Below are 23,769 nucleotides of genomic sequence, written 5' to 3' on the forward strand. Positions count from 1 at the left end.
AGGAGAGAGAACGACGATGAACGGCACCCGAAGAGCGTTCCTCGGCACGGCGGGCGCGGCCGTCGGCCTGGCGGCGCTGGGCATGAGCACCCCCGCGGCGGCGGCCACCCACCACACCGCCCCCCACACCGACAGCGGTCGCCGGCGGCGGCGCATCCCGCCGTCCGGGATCGGTATGCACCTCTATACGATGCGCACCCCGCTCGCGACGGATTTCCGCGGGACGCTGGAGCGCCTGGCGGAGATCGGATACGCGACGGTCGGTGTCAGCGGCCGACACGGTCACAGCGCCGCCGAGATCCGGCGGATGCTGGACGCCACCCGGCTCAAGGCGGTCCTGGAACATGTCGCCTACACCACGGTCACCGGCAGCGGTCTGCCGCAGGCGATCGAGGACGTCCGTACGCTGGGCGGCTCCTGGGTGGTCGTGCCGAGCCTGCCCGCGGGAATGCACTCCCCGGCCGGATACCGGGAGGCGGCACGGCAGTTCAACGCCGCCGGGCGGATCGCCAGGGAGTCCGGGCTCAAGGTGCTCTTCCACAATCACGACGGCGATCACAACGTCGTCGACGGCGAGAGCCTGTACGGAATCCTGCTCAAGGAGACCGATCCGGAGCTGGTGGGCTTCGAGCTGGACGTGTACTGGGCGGCGAAGGGCGGCGACGACCCGCGTCGGCTGTTCGTGACGGACCGTCGGCGGTTCCCCGCGCTGCATGTGAAGGACATGGCCGCCAACGGCGGCTTCGAGGACGTCGGCTCGGGCGTCCTGGACTTCGCGGCGATGTTCGACACGGCGCGCAGCGGGGGCGTACGGCAGTGGCTGGTGGAGCACGACGCGCCGGCCGATCCGTTCGCGAGCGCGCTGACCAGCTATCGCTATCTGTCGGCGCTGCGGTACTGAACGTACCGAACGTACTGAGCGACGGCGTACGTCGACCGTAGTGGCTCCCGGCCTCCGTCACTGGCGGCCGGGAGCCTCCCGACGTTCCTCGGTCCCGTTCGCGGAAGCGGCCGGCAGCTCCTTGTAGAAGAAGGTGGTCGGGCGGAGCGTCCCTGCCGGGTCCGCCGCGTGCCCGGGGACCACCCCGATCGCGGTCCAGCCCGCGGAGTGGTACAGCGTCTCGGCGGGGCTGCCCGTCTCGGTGTCGAGCAGCAGCAGCGTCACTCCGGACTCGGCCGCCGCCCGCTCCCCCGCGCTGAGCAGCGCCCGGCCGAGACCCTTGCCGCGGGCGTCGCGATGGACCATCAGTTTCACGATGTCGGCGCGATGGCGGGCGTTGGGCTTGTCCGCGAACACCACGCCGACCGTCCCCGTGATGCGCCCGCCGTCCCTGGCGACCCGTATGGAGAGCCGTCCCGCCCGGACGGCCGGGATCCGCTCCCGCCACCAGGCCGCCGCGGTCGCCGGGTCGAGGGGCGCGAGAAACCCGATCGAGGCGCCCCCGAGGACGGTGTCGATCAGCAGCTCCGCGAGATCGTCCAGGGCGTCGAGCAGTTCGTCGGCGGACAGCGGCACCACGTCGGGGCTCATGTGCGGATCACCACGACCGCGTCCCCGGGATCACTCTCTCTCACCCGGGAAACGGTATCCCAGATCCGGGACACACCGCCTCGGTCACCCAGGTCGCCCAGGTCATCCAGTTCGCCCAGGTCATCCAGGTCACCTCGGTCACCCAGGTCACCTCGCGGTCAGCTCCGCCGCCTCGGTCAGTCCTGCGCCGAGGCCGCCCCCAGCAGCCCCCGGATATGTCCGGTCGCCTCCCGGAACTCGGGCCGGCCGAGCGTCTCCGTATAGTCGCGCTCCGGCTCCAGACCCACGTCGATGATCTCGGTGATCGTGCCGGGGCGCGGACTCATCACCACCACACGGTCGGCCAGATAGACAGCCTCCGAGATCGAGTGGGTGACCAGCAGCACGGTGGTGCCCGTCTCCCGCCAGATGCGGTTCAGCTCCATGTTCATCTGTTCGCGGGTGAGGGCGTCGAGCGCGCCGAACGGCTCGTCCATCAGCAGCACAGGCGGCTCGTGCAGCAACGCCCGGCACAGGGCGACCCGTTGCTGCATCCCGCCCGACAACTCATGCGGATAGGCGTCCTCGAAACCACTGAGACCGGTCATCTCGATCAGCTCGGCCGCGCGCCGGCGCGCCGGTTCCGCGGGCATCCGGCGCATCTCCGCCTGGAGGAGGATATTGCGCCGGGCGGTACGCCACTCCAGCAGCGCCGCACGCTGGAAGACGTAGCCGATGTCGTGCCGCGGTCCGTCGACCCGCTCGCCCTGGAGCCTGACGGCGCCCGAGGACGCCTTGAGGAGGCCCGCGACCAGCTTGAGGAGGGTCGACTTGCCGCACCCCGAGGGTCCGACGATGGCGACGAACTCCCCCATCGCGATATCGAGCGAGACCTCCTGGAGGGCCGTGACATCGCGCTTCTTCGTACGGAACCGGACGGCGACGTCCTCAAGGCCGACGGCCGCCGTCCTCCCTCCCGCAGCGCTCCGCTCTCCCGCCGAGGCGCCGCCCTTCGTGAGGTCCGGCTTCCGGAGCGTCGTATCCCTGGCCATCGTCATCCCTTCAGCGCCGTGCCGCTGTCCCAGTACTCCGCGACAGCCTTCGGGCTCTTCACCAGACCGGCCTCGGAGAAGACGTCGATGGTCTGCTGCCAGTCGCCCTCGGTGTTGACACCAGGGGCCTTGCCGCGCGTCGCGTCGGTGTGCAGCAGTGTGACGGTCGTCTTGAACTGCTCCAACAGGACGTTCTCGGGAGGCAGTTGCTCCGAAGCACCGTCCATCTCCGCCACAGCCGCCTCGGGCGCCTTCTCCGCCGCCGCCCAGGCCTCACTGACGGCCCGCACCATGCGTCCGGCCAGTTCGCTCCTGCCGGAGAGGACCTGGGGCCCCGCGATGAGACCGTTGGAGTAGAAGTTGAGTCCGTGCTCCGAGAAGCGCAGATACGACACGTCCTTCTTGGCCTTGTCCTGCATGGTCGGGCCCTGGTCACTGGCGTAACCGAGCAGCGCGTCCGTCTTGCCGGAGATCACCGCGGCGATCTTGCCCGCGGGGTCGGTGTTCTGGATCCGGACGTCCGACTCCTTGAGATCGTTCTTTTCGAGGAAGATCGGGAACGTCTTGGTGAGCGCGTCACCGGCCGTGCCAGCGATGGTCTTCCCCTTGAGATCGGCGGGGGTCGAGACGTTCTCGCTCGCGAAGAACTGCACCGAGGAGGGCGTGGTCTGGAGGAAGACACCGAGGCTCTTCACCTTCACGCCCTGGTCCACTCCGCTGAGTACGGCGGGGGTGTCGGCCCAGCCGAAGTCGGTCTGACCGGCGGCGGTCGCCTGGACCGTCTTCTGCGAGCCCTGGCCCGCCCGGATCGTCAGATCGATGCCGTGCTTCTCGAAGATCTTCTGCTGCTTGCCGTAGTAGAACGGCGCGTGTTCGCCGTACGGATACCAGTTGAGGGTCAGCGTCACCTTGTCGAGCTTCTTGCCGGAGTCGCTGGTGGTGGTCCCCGAGCCGTCCTCGCCACAGGCCGTGGCGACCAGGAGCAGCGGTACGAGGCCGATCAGGAGTCTGCGCGCATGCATGGCTGGCCCTTCCCCGAACGGGATCGAGTCGGTCAGTACGAGGTGGTGACGTTGGTGTCCCGGCGGCTGGCGTGCCAGGGCAGTAGCAGCTTCTCGGCGATCTCGACGAGGACGAAGAGAACGACGCCGATCAGTGACATCACGAGCAGTCCCGCGAAGAGCATCGGGGTGTCGAGGTTGCCGTTCGCCTGGAGGATCACATAGCCGAGCCCCTCGTTGGCGCCGACGAACTCACCGACGACCGCGCCGGTCACCGCGAGGGTCACTGCGACCTTCAGACCGGAGAAGAGATGCGGCAGCGAGGCCGGGAATCGGATCTTGACGAAGGTCCCCCAGGGCTTCGCGCCCATGGTGGCGGAGAGTTGGAGCATCTCGGGATCGACCGCCTTCAAGCCGGTGACCATGGAGATCACCACGGGGAAGAAGGCGATGAGGACGGCGATCAGGATCTTCGGTGTGATACCGAAGCCGAGCCAGACCACGAACAGCGGCGCGATGGCGATCTTCGGCACGACCTGGGCGAAGAGCAGAATGGGGTAGAGCGTCTTCTCGACGGTCGAGGAGTAGACCATGACGACCGCCGCGAGCACCCCGACCACCACCGCGATCACAAAGCCGAGCAGCGTCTCGTAGGTGGTCACCCAGGTGTGCTGCCAGAGGTAGTCGGCCTTGCCCGTGAGCACATCGAGGGTCGCGCCGGGCGAGGGGACGAGATACGGCTCGACCAGTTCGGTCGCCGCGATGATCCACCAGACGACGAAGCAGCCCGCCAGCAGGGCGACGGGCCGCCAGCCGGCCTCGACGGCACGGGCCAGCCGCTCCCCCACCCCCGGGCCGTTCCGTTCGGCGACCCCGGACACCTTGCTGTCCTGTGCGGGCGCGGGTGCGGGTTCCGGCGGCGGCGCTGAGGCCGGCGCGACGCTCTGGCTCACTGTGAACTCCTCGGGAAAACCGGGCAGTTATAAGTGCGCTGTTCGCCTAAAAGCGCTTTCAGAAAGCGCTTTCTGATAAGGTGATCGCCACGCTAATGACTGCCCGTCCGTACGGTCAATAGGTCGTCCCGAAGTTTCGGGGTCCACCACGGGCCCCGCCGCCACCGCGACCCGGGGGTCGAGTTGAGTGAACGGGAAGCACAGGCCCATGTGACGCTGGACGCCGTCGCCCGCCGCGCGGGTGTCTCCCTGGCGACGGCCTCCAGAGCGCTGAACGGCACGACAAGAGTCACTGAGGAGTTGAGCCGGCGGGTGCGGGCGGCGGCCGATCTGCTCGGCTATATTCCCAACGCCCATGCCCAGGCGCTCGCCAGCGCCTCCAGCAATACGGTGGGGCTCATCTGCCACGATGTGGGCGACCCGTACTTCGCCGCGATCGCGGGCGGGGTGATGCGGGCGGCGGCCGAACAGGACGTGCTGGTCATGCTCGCCAGCACATTCCGGGAGCCGGCCAGGGAGATCGCCTATGTCTCGATGCTCCGCGCCCAGCGCGCACGGGCCATTCTGCTGATCGGTTCGGGCTTCCAGGACCCTTCCTGGGAGCGGAAGTTGGCCGCCGAGGTGGCACCGTACGTCCGCGCGGGCGGGCGGGTCGCCGTGGTGAGCCGGCATCGGAGTCTGCGCGCCGACGCCGTACTTCCCGAGAACCGCGCCGGGGCCGCGGCGCTCGCCCGCGCTCTGCTGGCCCTGGGACACCGGGAGTTCGGGGTGCTCAGCGGGCCGCGCGAACTCACCACCGTCTCCGACCGGCTGGCCGGATTCCGGGAAGGGCTCGGCGAGGCCGGGGTCACCCTACGCCCCGGGTCCGTCGTACAGGGGGCGTTCACCCGCGACGGCGGCTACTCGGCGGCCAGGGCACTGCTCGACGGGCCCGCTCGCCCGCGCCCCACCTGCGTCTTCGCGGTGACGGATGTGATGGCGGTGGGCGCGCTCGCCGCTTTCCGGGAGGCGGGCGTACGGGTCCCGGAGGACCTGTCGCTCGCCGGCTTCGACGACATCCCGCTCGTACGGGAGTTGACTCCGCCGCTCACCACCGTCGCCCTGCCGCTCACCGCCATGGGGGAGAGCGTGATCTCGCTCGCGCTGCGCGAGCCGCGTGGCACGCGCTCGCGGGTGCTGCGGGTCGGCGGCGAGGTCGTCCTGCGCGCCAGTACGGGACCGCCGTCCGCCACCACCCCTCTCTGGGAGACTTGCTGACGTATCGTCAGAGAATCTGAATGGGAGGCGGAGGTCAGATCAGGCCGTCCTCCCTGCGGTGGATCTGCGCCATCAGCTCGGCGGCGAAGGACTTGATGGTGTCCAGACCGGTCCGCCCCCAGCGCCTCGGCTCGGTGTCGGCCACACAGACGGTGCCGAGCGCCATTCCCGTACGGTCGATGAGCGGCGCCCCAAGATAGGAGCGGATGCCGGTCTCGTCGACCAGCGCGTTCCCGGCGAACCGGGGGAAGTCCCTGACGTCCTCCAGGACCAGCGCCTTGTGCCGTACCACCACATAGGGGCAGTAGCCGTGGTCACGGGCCATGAACCGCTCCCTCCCCGCGCCCGGCGGAGCATGCAGCCCGGCGAAGAACTGCCGCTCCTCGTCGATGAAGTTGACCATCGCGTACGGAGCGCCCGTCAGCTGGGCCAGCTGCTGGGCAATGGCGTCGAAGGCGGGCTCGACATGCTCCCCCAGCCCGAGCCCGCGCAGCCGGATCACACGGTCGGGCGCCTCCCGGTCGACGGGGGTGAGCAGCAGACGGCCGATCGGGTCGTACATCATGCGCGTAGCTCCGTCACTCCGAGATGGCCCTGGGCGGGGCCGGGACAGCGGTGATCAGATGCTGTACGAGGGTGACCAGCGTCTGGATACCGGAACTGGCGATGCGCGCGTCGCAGAGCACGATCGGCACCTCCGGCCTGAGATCGATCGCGGCCCGCACCTCCTCCGGCTCATAGCGGTACGAGCCGTCGAACTCATTGACGGCGACGACGAATCCGATCCCGCGCTGCTCGAAGAAGTCCACCGCGGAGAAGGAGCGGTCCAGCCGCCGGGTGTCGGCCAGTACGATCGCGCCGAGTGCGCCGCGGGACAACTCGTCCCACATGAACCAGAACCGCTCCTGGCCCGGCGTCCCGAACAGATACAGCACATGGCGCTCGTCGAGCGTCAGTCTGCCGAAGTCCATGGCGACCGTCGTCGATGTCTTGGCCTCGACGCCCGTCAGATCGTCGGTCGCGGCGCTGACCTGGGTCAGCAGCTCCTCCGTACTCAGCGGCGCGATCTCGCTGACGGCTCCCACGAATGTCGTCTTGCCGACCCCGAAGCCGCCCGCGACCAGGACCTTCAGCGCGGTGGGAAAGGGTTCGGGGACGACGGGGACGGTGGTGGCGGTAGGGGCGGTGGGGGCGTCAGAGCTGTCGTCGTAGACCATCGAGGACTGCCTCCAGCAGGAATCGATCGGTGGGGTGGTCGAAGGTGTGCGGCGGTCGCGCGGTGATCGCCCCGCAGTCCACGAGATCGGAGAGCAGCACCTTGGTGACCGTCACGGGAAGCCGTAGATGCGCCGCGACCTCCGCGACCGAGGTCGGGCCCTGGCAGAGGTCCATGGCGTGGGCGTGCTCCGGCCCGAGATGCGTCTGGGGTCCCGATCCCGTGGACATCACCAGCGTCAGCAGGTCCAGGGCCGTCGTCGGCCGGGTCCGGCCCCCGCTCACGGCGTACGGGCGGATGAGCCGGCCGGCCGCGTCGTCGAGCCACGGCCCGTCCGTCGGAAGCGGCACCGTCAGTGCCCCGCGGCGCTCGGGGAGAAGCCCGCACCGTGCCTGAGCGGGGTGACCAGATACGGCCGTACGCTCTTGACCAGCATCGCCATCTCGTAGCCGAGGACGGCGGCGTCCGCCTCCCGGCCCGCCAGCACGGCGAGACAGGTGCCCGAGCCCGCGGTGGAGACGAAGAGGAGGGTCGAGTCGAGTTCCACGACGACCTGGCGGACCTCTCCGCCGTCACCGAAGCGCACCCCCGCGCTGCGGCCCAGGGAGTAGAGGCCGGAGGCGAGTGCCGCCATGTGGTCGGCGCTGTCGGGGTCCAGGCCGTGTACGGACCTCACCAGGCCGTCGGAGGAGAGCAGCACCGCGCTGCGGGTGTAGGGGACTCGCTGGACGAGACCGCTCAACAGCCAGTCGAGGTCGGAGGCATGGCCGGTCGGCACATCGCTCGCCATGGTGCATCTACTCCTTGGGGGTGGTGTCGTGGCGCTGCGGTTCCGGCGGTTCCGCTAGGGGCTCGGACAGAGGGGCGGTCAGCGGGTCGGTCAATGGGTCGACCAGCGGATCGGTCAGCGGATCGGTCAACGGATCCGGCGAGGGGACGGACTGACGGGCGGGCTGGGACTCGGCGAGGCCGATACCCCGCTGGAAGGCGGCCATCAGCCCGGGGTCGTGGAGCACGGACTCCTCGACCGGCGGCGGCACGGGCGGGCCCTCGCGCAATTGCGGGACCATGTGCTCCTGGCCTCGGCGCCTGGGCAGTTGGGGCCGGCTCGCGGTGGCCTGGATCGTGCCGTCGCCGAGAGGTTCGACCCGCGGGCGGGCCGGGTCCGGTGCGGCGGGCGGGCGGCGCCGGTCGGGATGGACGGCGCCGGGGCGCGCGGCGGCGGGGGTGGGACGGTCGGCGCCTGTGTCACGTACGGGCAGTGGGGCGGGGGCGCCCTGAGATGGCGTCGGTCCTGACGGCTGCTGGGACTGGAGCGGTAGTTGCGGGAGGGGTGGCTGCGGGAGCGGTGGCTGCTGGGGCGGTGGTTCGTCGGGCGGTGGCTGCTGGGAGGGTGGCTGCTGGGACGGGAGCTGCGCGCCGTACGTCTGCGGCTGCGGCTGCGGTTGAGTCCCGTACGTCTGGTGTTCGCCGTTCCGCTCGTCCGCCCGGTCGGAGCCGAGCAGTGCCTGCGGCAGGACCAGTACGGCCTGGATCCCCCCGTAGATATTGGACTGGAGGCGTACGGCGATGCCATGCCTGCGCGCCAGGGCCGACACCACGAAGAGCCCGATCCGCCCGTCCTGGAGCAGATGCGCGACATTGACCTGGTCGGGGTCGGTGAGCAGGCCGTTCATCTTCTTCTGCTCGTTGAACGGCATCCCGAGGCCCCGGTCCTCCACCTCGATGGCCAGCCCCGCCGTCACATGCTGCGCCCGGAGCAGCACTTGGGTGTGCGGGGAGGAGAAGAGCGTGGCGTTCTCGACCAGTTCGGCCAGCAGATGGATGACATCGGCCACGGCATGGCCGCGCAGAGTGCCGTCGATCGGCGGTACGAGCTTGATCCGCGGGTACTGCTCGACCTCGGCGATGGCCGAGCGCAGGACCTCCGTCATGGAGACGGGCCTGCTCCACTGGCGCCGGGAGATCGCCCCGCCGAGGACGGCGAGGTTCTCGGCGTGCCTGCGGATACGGGTCGCCAGATGGTCGACGTGGAAGATGCCCTTCAGCAGCTCCGGGTCCTCGACCTCGTTCTCCAGTTCGTCGAGCAGCTGGATCTCCCGGTGGACCAGGGACTGGAGCCGACGTGCCAGATTGACGAAGACCTCCACCTTCTGTTCGTCCCCGACGCTGCTGGACAGCCGGGACGCCTGCACGACCGCGGCGACGGCGGCGTCCCGGGAGCGGCCCAGTTCCTGTGCCAGCAGATCGAATTCGTCACCGCCGGGCATGGCGGGCGGGGCCGGTGCGGGGCGTACGGGCACCCGCTCGCCCCGTCGAAGCTGCTCGACGACCGCCCGCAGCTCGGTCTGGCCGCGCGCGTTGGAGCGGCGCATCGCGTTACAGCGGTCCAGGAAGGACTTCGCGGTACGTTCCGCGCCGAGGGCCGCCGCCGCGATGGCGGCGAAGGCGAGCAGCGCCATACCGAACAGGGCCGTCCAGAGCGCGGTGGTCGGTTCCGTCGTGGTGGAGCGCAGGATGAGCACGACGGCGGCGGCGCCGCAGAGAGCGGCGACTATCGCGGGAAGGACCGCGGTACGCAGGAGTTGAGGCCGTATGCGGGCGTCCGGCGGCGTCGGCGTGTCCGCTCTGGCCGGGGGCGAGAACGAGCGGGAGCCCGGCCTGCCGTGCCGCCCGCCTTCGCGGCGCTCCGGCCGCGCGACAGGTGCGCGAAGTTGAGACATCAGTGTCCTCGGTACGTGGGGCCCCAGGAAGCGGCGTTCGTGCGGATGTTCCGGTTCCGGCGGCAGCGGCGGGACTTGCGCATGCCGCGTACGCCCTCCGTTGATCACCGAGCACACACGGTAGTCGCCAAGCGTTCCTTCGCGGTGGGCAGTTGACGAAGTTCCCCACAGAGCATCCCGCTCTGGTATGAGGCATCGCACATCAGCGCGAAATACACGTTCGGCCCGGTGCGGGGCACCGGGCCGAACTCCGAACGGGCGGAAAGCACAGAAATCACAGAAAGCACAGAAAGGGCGGAAGGGGCAGAAAGAGGCTCAGGAGGACGGCGACAGAATCACGGAGCGGCTGAGATGGCGCGGGTTGTCCGGGTCGAGACCGCGCCGGTCCGCCAACGCGAGGGCGAGCCGCTGGATCCGTACCAGTTCGGCCAGCGGGTCGAGCGTCCCCGCCACCCACAGCCCGCCGGTGGCCCGCACCTGCTCCTCCAGACCCTCGGGGGCCGGCCCGAGCGACCATGTCGCCGTCCCCTGGGTCGTGATGCTGATGGGACCGTGGCGGTATTCCATCGCCGGATACGCCTCGGTCCACGCCAGCGCCGCCTCGCGCATCTTGAGCGCGCCCTCCTCCGCGAGCCCCACCGTCCAGCCCCTGCCGAGAAAGGTGAACTGCGTGCAGTCGGTCACGCCCGCGGGCAGTGGCTGCGCGAGGGCCGTCTCCGCGTCCGTGACCGCCGTGTCCGGGTGCAGTCCGAGGTGCGCGCGGAGCAGCGTGAGCGCGGTGGTGGCGAAGCGTGTCTGGACGACGGACCGCTCGTCGGCGAAGTCCAGTGCGACCAGATCGTCGGCGGCTGTACGCACCGGCGTCTCCGGGTCCGCGGTGATCGCGGTCGTACGGGCGGCGCCGCGGACGTCCGCGAGCAGGGACAGCACCTCGGTGGTCGTCCCCGACCGGGTCAGCGCCACGATCCGGTCGTAGCGGCGGCGGGCGGGGAACTCGGAGGCGGCGAACGCGTCCGTCTCGCCCAGCCCCGCCCCCTCCCGCAGTCCGGCGTAGGCGCGGGCCATGAACAGCGAGGTGCCACAGCCGATGACGGCCGTGCGCTCCCCGGGCTCGGGCAGCTTGTCGCGCACGGCCCCGGCCAGGGCCGCCGCCCGGCGCCAGCAGTCGGGCTGACTGGCCAGTTCCGTCTCCACATGCGTCATGTGCGTCTCCACTCCCCTGAGCCGTACGACTCCTGGCGGCTCCTGGCCGTACGACTCCGCGCCGTACGGTCCCGAGCCCTATGATTGTTTCTGCATGCTAGAGGACTCTTTCCATCACAAACAAGCAATCCTGTCGGCGTCGCGAGCACATAGGATCAAGAGTCCATGGGATCGAGGGGGTTACGGTGAATCGCCATGAGCGGCATACGACCTTGCTTGAGCTGCTGACCGAGCGGCATCAACTGGAGGTCGAGGCCGTCGCCGCGGAGCTGGGGGTGTCCGTGGCGACCATCCGCCGTGACCTCGATCACCTCGCGGAGCAGCAGTTGGTGACGCGTACCCGGGGCGGGGCGGTGGCACACTCCGTCGCGTACGAACTGCCGCTGCGGTACAAGGCGGTACGGCACGCCGCGGCGAAGGAGCGCATCGCGCGCGCCGCGGCGGCGATGACCGAACGCGGCATGGTGGTCGGGCTGAACGGCGGGACGACCACCTCGGAGGTGGCCAGGGCGCTCGCCACCCGCGGTGAGCTGCGGGGAACCGCCGAGGAGCGGATGGCCGAGGAGCCCGCGCTCACGATCGTCACGAACGCGCTCAACATCGCCCATGAACTGGCCGTTCGCCCGCACATCAAGGTGGTGACGACGGGCGGGGTCGCGATGCCCCAGTCGTACGAGCTGGTCGGGCCGTTGGCCCGGCACATCATCGGTGAGGTCAGCCTCGACATCGCGTTCATCGGCGCCGACGCCGTCGATACGGAGTCGGGTGCCGGTGCCCACAGCGAGCACGAGGCGAGCATCAACGCGCTGCTCGCCGAGCGGGCGCGGACGCTGGTCGTGGTGGCGGACAGCTCCAAGCTGGGGGCCCGAGCGTTCGCGCGGATCTGTCCGGTGGAGGACATCGGGACGCTCATCACGGACTCCGGCGCACCGGAGTGGGCGCACCGGTTCGAGGAGCGCGGGGTACGCGTCGTCCAGGTCTGACAGGTCGGAGCGGACGGCCCTCCCCGGCCCCCGGCCCCCGCGCCCCGACCCCCGCGCCCCCGCCCTCGTGCGCCTGCGCTCCGTGTGCCTACGCCGCCCTCGCCCGTGTGCCTACGCGGAGGACGCGCTCTCGGCCGTCTCCTCCGTCTTCCCGCCGTCGCCCCTGCCGGCGGTGTCGCCCGCCGCCGCCTTCGCCGCCGGTGCCCCCGCGGGCGCGGTCACGGCGGGCCAGCCCTCGGCCGGTACGGCGGCCACCGAGCGCCACCACGGGGCATCGGGAACCTCGTCCCCGGTGGGCTCGAAGGGCTGGCCGGGGCGCGGCAGCGCGATCCCGGCGCCCGCTTCGGTGGCGGCGGTGACCGTGCCCTCGCCGGGCTCGGCCCACGGGTGCGGGGCGAGGTTGAACGTGCCCCAGTGGATCGGCAGCATCACACCGGACGGACGACCGCCCTGGAGATCGAGATGGGCGCGCATGCCCTCGGCCGGGGTCATATGGATATCGGGCCAGTACTCGCTGTACGCACCGATCTGGATCATGGTCGCGTCGAACGGTCCGTGCTCGGCCCCGATGTCCCGGAATCCGGGGAAGTAGCCGGTGTCCCCGCTGTGGTAGACGCGGTGCTCGGGACCTTCCACGACCCAGGAGGCCCAGAGGGTGTGCTGCTGGTTGCGCAGACCGCGACCGCAGAAGTGCCGCGCGGGGGTGGCGGTCAGCCGGATTCCGGCGACCTCGGTGGACTCGTTCCAGTCCAGCTCACGCAGCCGGGACGCGGCCACGCCCCACCGCTCCAGATGGGCGCCGACACCGAGCGGTACGGCGAAGACCGTGTCCGTGGAGGCGAGGGCCCGGATCGTGGGGAGATCCAGGTGGTCGTAGTGGTCGTGGGAGATCACGACGACATCGAGGGGACCGAGGGAGGCGAGCGGCACGGGCACGGGGTGCAGCCGCTTCGGCCCGGCGAAGGCGAACGGCGAACATCGCTCGCCCCAGACGGGGTCGAAGAGCACGCGTCGGCCGTCGATCTCGGCGAGAACACTCGAATGCCCCATCCAGGTGAGGCGGAGGCCCGAGACGGGAGGCGCGGCGAGGTCCGCGAGCGTGGTGGAGTACACGGGGATGGTGCCGATCGGCGCGCGCCGGGCGCGCGCCTCCTTCTGGAAGTAGATCTTCGCGAACTCCAGCCCTGAGGCGCCGGACGGTCTGGTCCTGGCACCCACCGGGTTCTGGAACACCCCGTCGGCGAAGTTCGGCGAGCGGTGGATCCGCTCCAGCCGCTCGCCCGCCGAATCGGCCCCGAAGGCCGCGGGTCGCAGCGAGCGCAGCCGGGAGCGCAACGATAGGGGGGAACCAGCGCCTGTCACAGCACCTCCTGGAGGTTCGGTGTCGTCCCATTATGTCCGGGTGCGTACATCGGTGCGGGTCGAGTCGACCGGAATCGATCGGGGCCCCACCCGGGCCGACGTACGCCCGTCCAACGTCGTCACTGCCCCCTGGATTCCCAAGTACGCCCCCGAGTCGTCATCGCACGGCGGTACGAGTGGTACGGGTGAGGCGCCCGGGTCGGTCTCGATAGGGTGGCGTCGTGGCGACAGTGCGGCTGAGTGTGGCGGAACGGCGCGAGGATCCGCTGCGCGGCGCCGTCGGGCAGATCGAGGCGCGGGGCGTGGCCGCCGTGCGGATGCCCGAGGTCGCCGCCGTGCTCGGTGGCGCGGACCCGGTGTCGGCGGCCTCGCGGCTGACCGCCATGCTGGACGGCCTCGCGGTTCAGATGACGTCGCACGAGGGTTCACTGCCGCGCGCCACCATGCTGGAGTGGACCGACGCGGCCCCGGCGCGCGAACTGGGGCTGGACAGCGCGGCGTTCGGGATGTCCGGCCCCGAAACGCAGCCGGACAGACGGACAGACGGACAGACGGACAGACGGCCCGACAGACAGATGGACAGCTCGACAGACACAGGTCGGCAGACACCGGCCTCAGGCGGCGGAAAGGGAGATCGTGGCCCAGCAGCGGACCGACCAGCTCCATCATGATGTGCTGGTCGTCGGGGGCAGCGGGGTGGATACCGTCGTCCGGGTCGACTCGCTGCCGGTGCCACTCGCCGATTCGGTATCGGTGGGACCGATCCTCGAATGGCCCGGACACACCGGCGGCAATGTGGCCCTCGGCTGCCGGAATCTCGGCCTGAACGTCAAGTTCCTCGACTATCTGGGAGACGACTGGACCGGCGAACGGATCCGGGAGCGGCTCACCCGCAGTGGTGTGGACTTCGAGGCGCTGATCTCCCCCGCGGGCACCCGGCGCGCGGTCAATCTCGTGGAGAAGACGGGCCGCCGGATGTCCTTCCACGACGCCAGGGACCCGGACGATCTGCGGATGCCGCGCGACTTCTATCTGCCCCATCTCGAACGCAGCCGCCATGTCCATCTGTCGATCACCAACTTCGCCCGGTACCTCTATGACGACATCGAGGCGCTGGGCGTCCCGGTCTCGACCGATCTGCACGACTGGGACGGTCTCGCCGACTACCACAAGGACTTCGCCCTCCGCTCCGACCTGGTGTTCCTCAGCGCCGCCGGGGCAGGCGAGCGGATCGCCTCGGTGATGCGGGAGATCCTGCGCGAGGGCCGGGCCGAGGCGGTCGTGGCGACGGCGGGCGCGGGCGGCTCGTATGTGATGAGCCGTGAGGGGAGCCGTACGCCGCGCCCGGTCAGGGCGACTGTCCCGCCCGCGCCGGTGGTGGACTCCAACGGTGCGGGTGACGCTTACGTGTGCGGCTTCCTGTACGGGCGGCTGGCCGGACGCGACCTGGAGGAGTGCGCCCGGCTCGGCGCCGTGGCGGGTGCCTACGCCTGTACGGGCGAGGGCAATGAGGCGCTGATCGGACCGGACGAACTGCTGGCGGCCACTGTCTGACCGTCCCGGGTCCCGGCGCCCCGACACCGGCGTATCCGGCTGCCCTGCTGCCGGTTCAGGTCTGCCGCACCGGCGCGTACACCGCCTCCTCCACCCCGAACGTCCAGGCGACCCCGGCCTTCGCCGTGGACACCGAGGGCGGCACGCGCAGCCAGTAGGTGCGGTACGTACCGTCAGGCTCGGGTGTGGAGTTGACGACCTCGACCATCGCGACATCCTCGTCGCCGTCCAGCGCGATCCGCCACAGCACACCGGTCTCGTCGCGGTGGACGGGCCGCGCTCCCGACTCGTTCAGATAGCGGTCGTAGCCGTAGTACTCCAGCATCACCCGGCGCAGCTCGGCGTTGGCCTCGGTACGGATGCGCTCGGGGGTCAAGGACGTCAGGCCGGTGAGGAATTCGGCGGGGACGGGCATCCCGCGCCACGCGTACAGCGCGAAGCCGTCCGAGTAGGCGAGCGCGGGGCCGTCCCCGCGGTCCAGTCGGCCCGCCTCGTCGCGGTGGAGCGCGACGGGACGCTCGCAGATCACCGCGGCGCGTTCGTACGGCCACCACCAGCCGGCGTGCCGCGCCACCTGCGCGAGCCCTTCGAGGCGTGCGCCGCGGCCGTCGAACGCGGCGAGCCAGGCCGCGTCGTGCTGGCCGAGCACCGCGTCGAGCAGCACCGCGCGGATCTCGGCCGCCTCGGCGGGCCGGTCGGCGAGTGCTTCCACTATTCCGGTGCGTATCCGCTCGGCGAGCGCCCGGGTGGTGTCCCAGAGCCTCGCGCCGGTGGTGTTCCAGTGCTCGGCCCAGCCCGCCGGCCCCAACGCGTCGTGCACCCTGCGCCGTTCCTCGGCCCACGGGTGCGTACGCACCTCGTCGCGCACGGACCGGCCCGCGTCGCCGAGCGACCGCGCGGTCCGTGCGCCGGCCAGCGGCGAGCCCGCCCAGATGATCCGCTCCGGCTCCGCGAGGCCCGCGCCGCGGTAGGCGAGCCGCACCCCGCGCTCGGCGGCGGCCCGGTCCGTCTCGCCCGTCGCCGCCGCGACCGCTCGCCATGTCTCCACGTCACTCATCCCCGAAGCCCCATCCCGTGTCCTTGTCGTCCTCTGTCATGCCTGTCCCCCTGTCATGCCTGTCCCCCTGTCTTGCCTGTGCACCGTTTCCGTACCGCTGTCCCCGCGAGGTCGGCCGCCGGGCCGTGCTGACCGCATGCCCTCAGTCCGCGACCATGCGCACGGCGCCCGGCAGGTACTCGCGCTGGCGCACCACCCGGAACCACCCTTTGGGCAGCGGTATCGCCGCGTGCTCCTCGTGCACCACCCGTCCGCCTTCGGGGAGATGGAGGAACATCGGTCCGAGCTGGTCGCCGGGCTCACGGACGAGCCTGCCCGGTCCGGTCACCGCGTGGGCGTGGCCGGTGACCTCGCCGAGGGCCAGGACCAGCCGTCCCCGCGCGTCCCTCGGCTCACCGGGAGCGTGCTCGGCGTCCACCAGACGCGACGGCACCGTCTCCTCCGCGACGGGCACGATAAGGACGTCTCCTTGCCGGAACATGGCTCTCCCCTCGACCGGTGGCGCCGAGTGCGCCGACCTGTGAACGACGCTAAGGGGAGGGTCTGACAGTCGGCCCCGGCACGGGGAGTTGTCAGTGGCCGCTGGTAGAACTGCTGCACATCAGCCGATCACATGTCACAGGTGTCTGGAGCGTTCGTCATGGCCATCTCGAACCATCTGCGGGAGTTCCACGGCCTGCCCGCGTTCGACTTCCCCGCAGCGGAAACGAAGGCGGAGCTTCCCGAACCGGCCGCCGTGGCCTGGCGCATCTCGGTCGACTCGTACGAGGCCGAGGAGGAGTGGGAGGCGGCGTTCGCGCGCTTCGCCGAGTCCGTGGACACCACGGAGGTGCGTGCGCTGATCGTCGGTTCCTGGAGCGATGTCTACGACACCGGCCCCGACGAGGTGATCTCGGCGCTCGTCGCGGCCCGCGACCGACTGCCCGCGCTGCGCGCGCTGTTCCTCGGTGACATCACGTTCATGGAGTGCGAGATCTCCTGGATCAACCAGGGGCTGGTGACCCCGCTGCTCGACGCCTTCCCCGAGCTGCGCGAGTTCGGGGTCCGCGGCGGACAGGAGCTGCGTTTCCCCGCCGTCCGGCATGCGCGGCTGCGCTCGCTCACCATCGAGACGGGCGGCCTGGACGCGGAAGTGGTGCGGTCCGTCGGGGCGAGCGACTTCCCCGAGCTGGAGCATCTCGATCTCTGGCTCGGTACGTCGTGGTACGGCGCGAACGCTCAAGTGTCCGATCTGGCACCGATCCTGGCCGGCTCGCGGCTGCCCCGGCTGCGGTCGCTGGCCCTGCGCAACAGCGAGATACAGGACGAGATCGCCGTGGCGCTGTCGGGCGCCCCGGTCGTGGCCGGGCTGGAGACGCTCGACCTCTCGATGGGCACGCTCGGCGACGAGGGCGCGGAGGCTCTTCTCGGCGGCCAGCCGCTCAGCCATCTCAAGAAGCTCGATCTGCACCACAACTATCTCGGCGAGGCGATGCGGAAGCGGCTCCTCGACACCCTGGGCGCGGCCGGTGTCGAGATCGACCTCTCCGAGAACGCGGAGGCGGACCGTGAGTCGGACGGCGTCGAGCACCGCTACACCGCGGTGGCGGAGTAACCGATGACCCGGGACCTGAGCGACATGTCCTCGCGCGACATGTCCCCGCGCGGCGCCGATCCGACCCGACAGAACCTGGTCGTCGTCGGGATCCCCGGCAATCGCCGCGTGTCCCTGTTCCAGGACGCCGTGCGGGCCGCCGGGCTGTCCCCCGCCCGCGAGGTGGCCTGGCGCGATGTGCTGGACGGCCGGGCGCGGTTCACGGCCGGTGAGACGGTACGGATCGACTCACCGGGCGAGGACCCGGAGGTGGACCGGCTGCTGCGCGACATGGACGACCCGACCCGTGTGGAGGGCACGGGCCGCTGGTACGAACGGTTCACGGCGCTCGCGCGGGGCCTCGGCCGGGCCGCCGCCGCGGCCGGAGCCGATCTGCTCGACGACCCGGAGGAGTTGGCGGTCCTCTTCGACAAGCGGCTCTGCCATGGCGTGCTCGACGCGGCGGGCATCCGCGTTCCCGTGTCGCCCACCTCGGGGCCCGCGGGGCCGGCCGTGTCCGGCTGGGACGACGTACGCGCGCTGATGGCCGGGGCCGGGCTCCGGCGCGCGTTCGTCAAGATCGCCCACGGCTCGTCGGCCTCCGGTGTCCTGGCCGTCGAGCGGGCGGGCCCTGGCCGGGTGCGCGCTCTCACCTCCGTCGAACGGGACGGCGCGGGCCGCCTCTTCAACTCCCTGCGGATCCGCGACTACACCGGCGAGCGCGACGTGGCCGCGATCATCGACACCCTCGCGCCCGACGGACTGCATATCGAGCAGTGGATACCGAAGGCGGTCCTGGACGGCAGGTCGGCCGATCTGCGGGTGGTGGTCGTCGCGGGCCGCGCGACGCATGTGGTCGTACGGACCAGCCGCTCGCCCATGACCAATCTCCATCTGGGCGGCACACGCGGGGATCTCGACACGGCCCGCGAGGTGATCAAGGCGTCCGGCGGCAGCTTCGCCACCGCTCTCACCCTCAGTGAGGCGGCGGCCGACCGCTTCCCCGAGACCCACTGCGTGGGTGTCGATCTGCTGCCCGCGCCGAGCTGGCGGCGGTACGCCGTCGGCGAGATCAACGCCTTCGGCGATCTGCTGCCCGGTCTCACGGGGCTGCCGGGCAGCGGCGCCGAGGGCCTGGACACCTACGCGGCGCAGCTCGCCGCCCTGCCGAGGCGCCCGACGCGCCGGACGACCGAGGAAGCGGTGTGCGGACACCTGATATGAACGAGATCGTCGGGCGGGACGACCTCCTGCTCGTCACCCTCGACACACTGCGCTTCGATGTCGCGGAGGAGCTGGCCGCCGCGGGCCGCATCCCCCATCTCGCCCGGCATCTCCCGGGCGGTCGCTGGGAGAAGCGGCACGCGCCGGGCAGTTTCACCTACGCCTCGCATCAGGCGATCTTCGCCGGCTTTCTGCCCACCCCCGCCGTGCCGGGTCCGCACCCACGGCTGTTCGCCGCGCGCTTCGGCGGCAGCGAGACCACGGCCGACCGTACCTTCGTCTATGACACGCCGGATCTGGTCTCGGGCCTCGCGGCAGCCGGCTATCGCACGGTGTGCGTGGGCGGGGTCGGCTTCTTCAACCGGCGCGGCGCGCTCGGCTCCGTACTGCCGGGAATGTTCCAGGAGAGCCACTGGGAGCCGGAGTTCGGCGTGGCCTCCGCCACCTCCTTCGAGGCACAGATCGAGCGGGCGGAGAAGGTCGTCGCCGGTCTGGAGCCCGAGCGGCGGCTGTTCCTGTTCGTCAATGTGGCGGCGCTGCACCAGCCCAACTGGTTCCATTCGCCCGGCGCCACCCGGGAGGCGGGCGACTCGCGGGCCACGCACGCCGCCGCGCTGGAGTATGTCGACCGCCATATCGGCCGGCTCTTCGCCGCCGCGAGCAGCCGCCGGCGCTGCTTCGCGATCATCTGTTCCGACCATGGCACCGCCTACGGCGACGACGGCTGGACCGGCCATCGTCTGGGCCACGAGGTGGTCTGGACCGTGCCGTACGCCCATTTCTTCCTGGAGAGCGGGACAGCCCGATGAGCACCACCCTCGCACCTCGTCCGTACGAGAGTTATGTCTACGCCTATCCCCACAAGACCGCCTACCGCCCGCTGGAGGACCGCCCGGCGCTGCGCGGGCTGTGGGCCGGTGAACGCAAGGACGCGCTCTCCCTCTATCTGCACATCCCGTTCTGCGAGGTCCGCTGCGGCTTCTGCAATCTCTTCACCCGGATCGGCGCCCCCGACGAACTGACGACGCGTTATCTCGACGCGCTCGACCGGCAGGCGACCGCCGTCCGCGACGCGCTGGGGGACTCGGGGACGGACTCCGTACGGTTCGCCGCGGCGGCCTTCGGCGGCGGCACGCCCACCTATCTGGACGCCGACGAGCTGGACCGGCTCTGCGACATCGCCGAGAAGCGGATGGGGGCCGACCTGCGAGCCGTCCCGCTCTCCGTGGAGACCTCTCCCGCCACGGCCACGGCCGACCGGCTGGCGGTGCTCGCCGAGCGGGGCGCCACGCGACTGAGCATCGGCGTCCAGAGCTTTGTCGACGCGGAGGCGAAGGCGGCCGTACGCCCACAGCGCCGCGCCGAGGTCGAGGCCGCGCTCGGCAGCATCCGGGACGCCCGGATCCCCGTCCTGAACATCGATCTCATCTATGGCATCGACGGCCAGACGGCCGCGAGCTGGCGCCACTCCCTGGACGCCGCGCTCGCCTGGCGGCCCGAGGAGCTGTATCTCTACCCCTTGTATGTACGGCCGCTCACCGGCCTCGGCCGACTCGGCTCCGGCGGTGACTCGGCCTGGGACGACCAGCGGCTGCGGCTCTACCGGCAGGGCCGGGACCACCTGCTCGCGCACGGCTACGAACAGCTGTCGATGCGCATGTTCCGCCGCCAGGACATCACGTTCCAGGACGCCGGCGCCGACGACTACGCCTGCCAGACCGACGGAATGATCGGTCTGGGCTGCGGGGCCCGCTCGTACACCTCCGCTCTCCACTACTCCTTCGACTACGCGGTCGACATGCGCGAGATACGCGCCATCATCGACACGTACACGGCGACGGAGGACTTCTCCCGCGCGGAGGTGGGCCGCCGGATCGACGGTGACGAGGCGCGCCGCCGCCATCTTCTCCAGTCCCTCCTCCAGGCCAGGGGGATGGTGGAGGGCGACTACCGCGAGCGGTTCGGCTCGGGCGCCGCCGAGGACTTCCCCGCCGAGCTGGCCCGGTTCGCGGCCCTCGGCTGGCTCGACGAGAGCGCGCCAACCGGCCTGCTGCGGCTCTCTCCCGAGGGGCTCGCGTACTCGGACGCGCTGGGTCCCGCGCTCTTCTCCCCCGCCGTACGGGCCTCGATGGCCGCGTACGAGAGGAAGTGAGACCCCCCGTGGACCTGACGATCCTCTACCGCGGCCCGCTCGCCTCCTGCGACTACGACTGTCCCTACTGCCCGTTCGCCAAGCGCCGCGACAGCCGCGACCAACTGCGCGCCGACCGGGCCGCCCTGGAGCGCTTCACCGCCTGGGCGTCCGAGCGGCGGGAGGACAGGCTGTCGGTGCTGTTCACTCCCTGGGGCGAGGGGCTGGTCCGTTCCTGGTACCGGCGCGCCCTCACCGAGCTGTCGCTGCTGCCGCACATCGGCCGGGTGGCGATCCAGACGAATCTCAGCTGCCGCACCGACTGGCTGGCGGACGCCGATCCCGCGAAGCTCGCCCTGTGGTGCACGTACCACCCGGGCCAGACGCCGTACGAGCGCTTCCTCGCGAAGACCCATGAGCTGGCGGCCCGTTCGATCCGGTTCAGTGTGGGCGTCGTCGGCCTGCCGGACCATCTGGAGCTCGCGCGCAGGCTGCGCGCGGACCTGCCCGAGCGGGTGTATCTGTGGATCAACGCGGCCGAGGGGCAGGGCTATACGGACGAGGAGGCCGACCGCTGGACGGCCCTCGATCCGCTCTTCCCCTACAGCCGGCACCCGCACCGCTCGGCCGGTCTGCCCTGCCGGACGGGCGAGTCGGTGATCTCGGTGGACGGCGAGGGTACGGTGCGGCGCTGCCACTTCGTCCGCGCCGAGCTGGGCAATCTCTACGACGGGTCCTACCGGCGGGCGCTGGTTCCGCGGGCGTGCCCGCTGGCGGTGTGCGACTGCCATATCGGCTATGTGCATCTGGAGACACTGCCGTTGTACGACGTCTTCGCCGGAGGGGTGCTGGAACGGATCCCGGCGGGGATCGGACCGGCCGGATCCGCCCTCGGCGTCAGTGCTTGAGGGGCAAGAGGTCCGGACGCTTCGCCTCGACGTGATCACCGGAGGATTCGCCGCGCAGCCGTCGCCCGATCCACGGCACCAGATACTCGCGCGCCCAGTGGATGTCGTCGCGCCGCACCTCCAGGGTCCCGCGCGGCGGCTGCGGCGGCCACGGCTGGTCCGGGTCGGCGGGCACATCGAGGCCGAGCACCTGCGCGGCGCGCAGCGCGACACGGGTGTGCCCCTCGGGTGAGAGATGCAGCCGGTCGCCGTCCCAGGCCCGCCTGTCCTGTACGGACTTGAGCGACCAGAGGTCGAGCACGGGACAGTCGTAGCGGTCCGCGATGGCCCGTACGTGGGCGGTGTAGGTGGCGATCTTGCCGCGCAGATGGCGCAGCACGGGTACGCCCCGGGTATCGAAGCCGGTGGTCACCATGACCGCGCCGACGGCACCGGAGAGATCGGCGACGGCCCGCTCGAAACGCTCGGCGACATCGTCGGGGTCGGTGCCGGGCCGGATGATGTCATTGCCGCCGGCGCAGAACGTCACGAGATCCGGGGCGAGTTCCTTCGCGCGCGGAATCTGTTCGTCGACGATCTGGTCGAGGAGCCGGCCGCGTACGGCGAGATTGGCGTACCGGAAATCGCCGTGGACGGTGTCCGCCGTCGCACCCGAGACCGGCAGTTGGTCGGCGAGCAGGACCGCGAGCCGGTCCGCCCAGCCGACATACATCCCGTCGGGGCCAGGGTCTCCCACCCCCTCCGTGAAGCTGTCGCCGATCGCCGCGTACGACCCGATCACGCCATTTCTTCTTGATCTCGAATCGTCTGCCACAGCACCACATCATCCACCGGCAGATGTGACCTACGCGACCGTAAGGAGGGGTTGACGCCGGGTGAGATATGCCATCGGTCAAGTTTCGGCCAAGCGGGAATAGGTGGAAACGGCCGCTGCCCGGCACGGAAAGTGCCGGGCAGCGGATTGGGTTGACGTGATCCGGTGAATCAGACGTTCACGCCGTTCTCCCGGAGGTAGGCCACCGGGTCGACGTCCGAGCCGTATTCGGGGCCGGTGCGGATCTCGAAGTGCAGGTGCGGTCCAGTGGAATTGCCGGTGGAACCGGAGAGTCCGATCTCCTGACCCGCGCTGACGCTCTCGCCCGCGGAGACCTCAAGGGACGACAGGTGACCGTACTGCGAGTACATGCCGTCGCTGTGCTGGATGACGATCTGGTTGCCGTACGCGCCACCCCAGCCGGCCGTCACGACTGTACCGTCGCTGACCGCCTTTACGGGCGTGCCCGAGGACGCCGAGAAGTCGACACCGGTGTGGTAGCCGCTGGACCAGCTGGAGCCGGAGGCGCGGTACGGCGTGGAGGTCGGTCCGTCGACCGGCGCGGAGAAGCCGGAACCGGTGCTCTGCTCCCCGGTGTCGGCGGGGGGCGCCTCCTCGGTAGCGGGGGCGGTGGGCTCCTCCGTCGAACCGCTCGACGAGGAGTCGGCGGACGAGGTGTCGTCGGACGTGGTGTCGTCGGACGAGGAGCCGGCGGAGTCGTCCGCGGGAGCGGAGGAGTCGTCCGAGGAGGTGGTGTCGGCCGGCGTGCCGGAGTCGTCCGTGGAGCTGGAGGGCGCCGCCGGAGCCTCGGACGGCGCGCTCGCCGCGGCCCGCCCGCCGAGGGTCAGCTTCAGGCCGGGGTGGATCAGCGACGGGTTGTCGCCGACGGCCTCACGGTTGTCCTTGTACAGCCGATGCCAGCCGCCACGGACATGGTGGTCGGCGGCGATCGTGGAGAGGCAGTCGCCGGACACCACGGTGTAGGTCCTCGCGACCCTGGTGGCGGCCTGGGTGGCGGTCTGCTTCGTCTCGGCCCGCTGCTGGGCGCCGGACAGATTCTTGGCCTGGTGCGCCGAGGCGGGGGCGGCCTGCGGAGCGGCGGCGGGGGCCGCCTTCTCCGCGGCGTGCGCGCCGGTGGCGCCGATGAGCGGAAGCGCGATTGCCGCGCCACCCGTACCCGCGGCGATGAATCCGCGCGAGATCGAATTGGACTTGGGACGGCGGTGCTTACCCTTCGAGGGCATGGCG

At 70.8% G+C, this 23,769-nt stretch carries 24 protein-coding genes and 1 pseudogene; 10 read left to right on the forward strand and 15 right to left on the reverse strand.

The features are described from left to right. Positions 1-16 precede the first annotated feature (16 nt). Complete coding sequence (locus M1203_RS00435) at positions 17-901, forward strand: sugar phosphate isomerase/epimerase (protein ID WP_249947404.1); 885 nt, start codon at positions 17-19, stop codon at positions 899-901. A 57-nt stretch (positions 902-958) separates the two neighbouring features. On the opposite strand, the gene M1203_RS00440 is transcribed toward M1203_RS00435, so the two are convergent. The 4 genes from M1203_RS00440 to M1203_RS00455 all read right to left on the reverse strand — a co-directional run bounded on the left by M1203_RS00440 (position 959) and on the right by M1203_RS00455 (position 4,444). Then, positions 959-1,531 (reverse strand): GNAT family N-acetyltransferase, encoded by a 573-nt coding sequence (locus M1203_RS00440; protein WP_249947405.1) that lies wholly within the window; start codon positions 1,529-1,531, stop codon positions 959-961. 176 nt (positions 1,532-1,707) lie between these two features. Continuing rightward, entirely contained in the window at positions 1,708-2,568 is an 861-nt protein-coding gene (locus M1203_RS00445; RefSeq protein WP_249947406.1) for an ABC transporter ATP-binding protein, read from the reverse strand. Further along, on the reverse strand, positions 2,565-3,584 hold the full coding sequence (locus tag M1203_RS00450; protein WP_249947407.1) for an ABC transporter substrate-binding protein: 1,020 nt from the start codon (positions 3,582-3,584) through the stop codon (positions 2,565-2,567). The genes M1203_RS00445 and M1203_RS00450 overlap by 4 nt, the downstream gene beginning before the upstream one ends. 32 nt (positions 3,585-3,616) lie before the next feature. Next, complete coding sequence (locus M1203_RS00455) at positions 3,617-4,444, reverse strand: ABC transporter permease (protein WP_249947890.1); 828 nt, start codon at positions 4,442-4,444, stop codon at positions 3,617-3,619. Between the two features lie 282 nt (positions 4,445-4,726). Here M1203_RS00455 and M1203_RS00460 point away from each other — a divergent pair, with 282 nt between their 5' ends. Continuing rightward, positions 4,727-5,773, forward strand: a complete 1,047-nt coding sequence (locus M1203_RS00460) for a LacI family DNA-binding transcriptional regulator (protein ID WP_308404829.1) — start codon at positions 4,727-4,729, stop codon at positions 5,771-5,773. A 34-nt stretch (positions 5,774-5,807) separates the two neighbouring features. Here the strand turns inward: M1203_RS00460 and M1203_RS00465 are convergent, their stop codons facing one another. From M1203_RS00465 to M1203_RS00490, 6 genes are all read right to left on the reverse strand, one after another. Then, complete coding sequence (locus tag M1203_RS00465) at positions 5,808-6,338, reverse strand: GAF domain-containing protein (protein ID WP_249947409.1); 531 nt, start codon at positions 6,336-6,338, stop codon at positions 5,808-5,810. Between the two features lie 13 nt (positions 6,339-6,351). Then, positions 6,352-6,990 carry an ATP/GTP-binding protein gene (locus M1203_RS00470; protein WP_249947410.1) on the reverse strand — a complete coding sequence of 213 codons (639 nt, stop codon included), beginning with the start codon at positions 6,988-6,990 and terminating at the stop codon, positions 6,352-6,354. After that, on the reverse strand, positions 6,968-7,339 hold the full coding sequence (locus M1203_RS00475; protein WP_249947411.1) for a DUF742 domain-containing protein: 372 nt from the start codon (positions 7,337-7,339) through the stop codon (positions 6,968-6,970). The genes M1203_RS00470 and M1203_RS00475 overlap by 23 nt, the downstream gene beginning before the upstream one ends. A gap of 2 nt (positions 7,340-7,341) precedes the next feature. Next, positions 7,342-7,779, reverse strand: a complete 438-nt coding sequence (locus M1203_RS00480) for a roadblock/LC7 domain-containing protein (RefSeq protein WP_249947412.1) — start codon at positions 7,777-7,779, stop codon at positions 7,342-7,344. A gap of 7 nt (positions 7,780-7,786) precedes the next feature. Further along, a complete protein-coding gene (locus M1203_RS00485) occupies positions 7,787-9,712 on the reverse strand; it encodes a sensor histidine kinase KdpD (protein ID WP_249947413.1) in 1,926 nt (641 codons plus the stop codon). A 315-nt stretch (positions 9,713-10,027) separates the two neighbouring features. After that, the gene (locus tag M1203_RS00490) at positions 10,028-10,915 is read right to left on the reverse strand and encodes an SIS domain-containing protein (RefSeq protein ID WP_249947414.1); all 888 of its coding nucleotides are present in this window, start codon (positions 10,913-10,915) and stop codon (positions 10,028-10,030) included. A 185-nt stretch (positions 10,916-11,100) separates the two neighbouring features. Between M1203_RS00490 and M1203_RS00495 the strand changes: the two genes are divergently transcribed. Further along, a complete protein-coding gene (locus M1203_RS00495) occupies positions 11,101-11,898 on the forward strand; it encodes a DeoR/GlpR family DNA-binding transcription regulator (RefSeq protein ID WP_249947415.1) in 798 nt (265 codons plus the stop codon). Between the two features lie 111 nt (positions 11,899-12,009). Here the strand turns inward: M1203_RS00495 and M1203_RS00500 are convergent, their stop codons facing one another. Continuing rightward, positions 12,010-13,260, reverse strand: a complete 1,251-nt coding sequence (locus tag M1203_RS00500) for an MBL fold metallo-hydrolase (RefSeq protein WP_249947416.1) — start codon at positions 13,258-13,260, stop codon at positions 12,010-12,012. A 287-nt stretch (positions 13,261-13,547) separates the two neighbouring features. Between M1203_RS00500 and M1203_RS39170 the strand changes: the two are divergent. Both M1203_RS39170 and M1203_RS00510 read left to right on the forward strand, forming a co-directional pair. Next, positions 13,548-13,760, forward strand: a pseudogene (locus M1203_RS39170) (TetR family transcriptional regulator C-terminal domain-containing protein); the annotation flags it as partial. Positions 13,761-13,896: 136 nt separating this feature from the next. After that, the gene (locus M1203_RS00510; protein WP_249947418.1) at positions 13,897-14,814 is read left to right on the forward strand and encodes a PfkB family carbohydrate kinase; all 918 of its coding nucleotides are present in this window, start codon (positions 13,897-13,899) and stop codon (positions 14,812-14,814) included. Between the two features lie 55 nt (positions 14,815-14,869). Here the strand turns inward: M1203_RS00510 and M1203_RS00515 are convergent, their stop codons facing one another. Together M1203_RS00515 and M1203_RS00520 are read right to left on the reverse strand one after the other, a co-directional pair. Continuing rightward, positions 14,870-15,871 (reverse strand): DUF6745 domain-containing protein, encoded by a 1,002-nt coding sequence (locus tag M1203_RS00515; protein WP_249947419.1) that lies wholly within the window; start codon positions 15,869-15,871, stop codon positions 14,870-14,872. 142 nt (positions 15,872-16,013) lie between these two features. Then, positions 16,014-16,352: a hypothetical protein gene (locus M1203_RS00520; protein WP_249947420.1), complete on the reverse strand. Its 339-nt coding sequence runs from the start codon at positions 16,350-16,352 to the stop codon at positions 16,014-16,016. Positions 16,353-16,511: 159 nt separating this feature from the next. Between M1203_RS00520 and M1203_RS00525 the strand changes: the two genes are divergently transcribed. The 5 genes from M1203_RS00525 to M1203_RS00545 are packed head-to-tail and all read left to right on the forward strand — an operon-like array spanning position 16,512 to position 21,707. Then, positions 16,512-17,465: an STM4015 family protein gene (locus M1203_RS00525; protein WP_249947421.1), complete on the forward strand. Its 954-nt coding sequence runs from the start codon at positions 16,512-16,514 to the stop codon at positions 17,463-17,465. 39 nt (positions 17,466-17,504) lie between these two features. Beyond that, complete coding sequence (locus M1203_RS00530) at positions 17,505-18,668, forward strand: STM4014 family protein (protein WP_249947891.1); 1,164 nt, start codon at positions 17,505-17,507, stop codon at positions 18,666-18,668. After that, complete coding sequence (locus M1203_RS00535) at positions 18,665-19,477, forward strand: STM4013/SEN3800 family hydrolase (RefSeq protein WP_249947892.1); 813 nt, start codon at positions 18,665-18,667, stop codon at positions 19,475-19,477. The genes M1203_RS00530 and M1203_RS00535 overlap by 4 nt, the downstream gene beginning before the upstream one ends. Then, positions 19,474-20,820 carry an STM4012 family radical SAM protein gene (locus tag M1203_RS00540; protein WP_249947422.1) on the forward strand — a complete coding sequence of 449 codons (1,347 nt, stop codon included), beginning with the start codon at positions 19,474-19,476 and terminating at the stop codon, positions 20,818-20,820. Before M1203_RS00535 ends, M1203_RS00540 begins: the two co-directional genes overlap by 4 nt. Positions 20,821-20,828: 8 nt before the next feature. Then, positions 20,829-21,707, forward strand: a complete 879-nt coding sequence (locus M1203_RS00545; protein WP_249947423.1) for an STM4011 family radical SAM protein — start codon at positions 20,829-20,831, stop codon at positions 21,705-21,707. Here M1203_RS00545 and M1203_RS00550 read toward each other — a convergent pair. Together M1203_RS00550 and M1203_RS00555 are read right to left on the reverse strand one after the other, a co-directional pair. After that, positions 21,697-22,521 (reverse strand): SGNH/GDSL hydrolase family protein, encoded by an 825-nt coding sequence (locus M1203_RS00550; protein ID WP_249947424.1) that lies wholly within the window; start codon positions 22,519-22,521, stop codon positions 21,697-21,699. The two genes, M1203_RS00545 and M1203_RS00550, sit on opposite strands and share 11 nt — an antisense overlap. A 170-nt stretch (positions 22,522-22,691) precedes the next feature. Next, positions 22,692-23,765 (reverse strand): M23 family metallopeptidase, encoded by a 1,074-nt coding sequence (locus M1203_RS00555; RefSeq protein ID WP_249947425.1) that lies wholly within the window; start codon positions 23,763-23,765, stop codon positions 22,692-22,694. Positions 23,766-23,769: the final 4 nt, after the last annotated feature.

Origin of the sequence: Streptomyces sp. 35G-GA-8, from assembly GCF_023534745.1 — a bacterium.
Classification (GTDB): Bacteria; Actinomycetota; Actinomycetes; order Streptomycetales; family Streptomycetaceae; genus Streptomyces.

Excerpts from the sequence above, each read along its gene's own strand:
- M1203_RS00435 (WP_249947404.1), top strand. The coding sequence starts at position 17 with ATGAACGGCACCCGAAGAGCGTTCCTCGGCACGGCGGGCGCGGCCGTC.
- M1203_RS00440 (WP_249947405.1), bottom strand. The coding sequence starts at position 1,531 with ATGAGCCCCGACGTGGTGCCGCTGTCCGCCGACGAACTGCTCGACGCC.
- M1203_RS00445 (WP_249947406.1), bottom strand. The coding sequence starts at position 2,568 with ATGACGATGGCCAGGGATACGACGCTCCGGAAGCCGGACCTCACGAAG.
- M1203_RS00450 (WP_249947407.1), bottom strand. The coding sequence starts at position 3,584 with ATGCATGCGCGCAGACTCCTGATCGGCCTCGTACCGCTGCTCCTGGTC.
- M1203_RS00465 (WP_249947409.1), bottom strand. The coding sequence starts at position 6,338 with ATGATGTACGACCCGATCGGCCGTCTGCTGCTCACCCCCGTCGACCGG.
- M1203_RS00470 (WP_249947410.1), bottom strand. The coding sequence starts at position 6,990 with ATGGTCTACGACGACAGCTCTGACGCCCCCACCGCCCCTACCGCCACC.
- M1203_RS00480 (WP_249947412.1), bottom strand. The coding sequence starts at position 7,779 with ATGGCGAGCGATGTGCCGACCGGCCATGCCTCCGACCTCGACTGGCTG.
- M1203_RS00485 (WP_249947413.1), bottom strand. The coding sequence starts at position 9,712 with ATGTCTCAACTTCGCGCACCTGTCGCGCGGCCGGAGCGCCGCGAAGGC.
- M1203_RS00490 (WP_249947414.1), bottom strand. The coding sequence starts at position 10,915 with ATGACGCATGTGGAGACGGAACTGGCCAGTCAGCCCGACTGCTGGCGC.
- M1203_RS00515 (WP_249947419.1), bottom strand. The coding sequence starts at position 15,871 with ATGAGTGACGTGGAGACATGGCGAGCGGTCGCGGCGGCGACGGGCGAG.
- M1203_RS00520 (WP_249947420.1), bottom strand. The coding sequence starts at position 16,352 with ATGTTCCGGCAAGGAGACGTCCTTATCGTGCCCGTCGCGGAGGAGACG.
- M1203_RS00525 (WP_249947421.1), top strand. The coding sequence starts at position 16,512 with ATGGCCATCTCGAACCATCTGCGGGAGTTCCACGGCCTGCCCGCGTTC.
- M1203_RS00530 (WP_249947891.1), top strand. The coding sequence starts at position 17,505 with ATGTCCCCGCGCGGCGCCGATCCGACCCGACAGAACCTGGTCGTCGTC.
- M1203_RS00535 (WP_249947892.1), top strand. The coding sequence starts at position 18,665 with ATGAACGAGATCGTCGGGCGGGACGACCTCCTGCTCGTCACCCTCGAC.
- M1203_RS00540 (WP_249947422.1), top strand. The coding sequence starts at position 19,474 with ATGAGCACCACCCTCGCACCTCGTCCGTACGAGAGTTATGTCTACGCC.
- M1203_RS00555 (WP_249947425.1), bottom strand. The coding sequence starts at position 23,765 with ATGCCCTCGAAGGGTAAGCACCGCCGTCCCAAGTCCAATTCGATCTCG.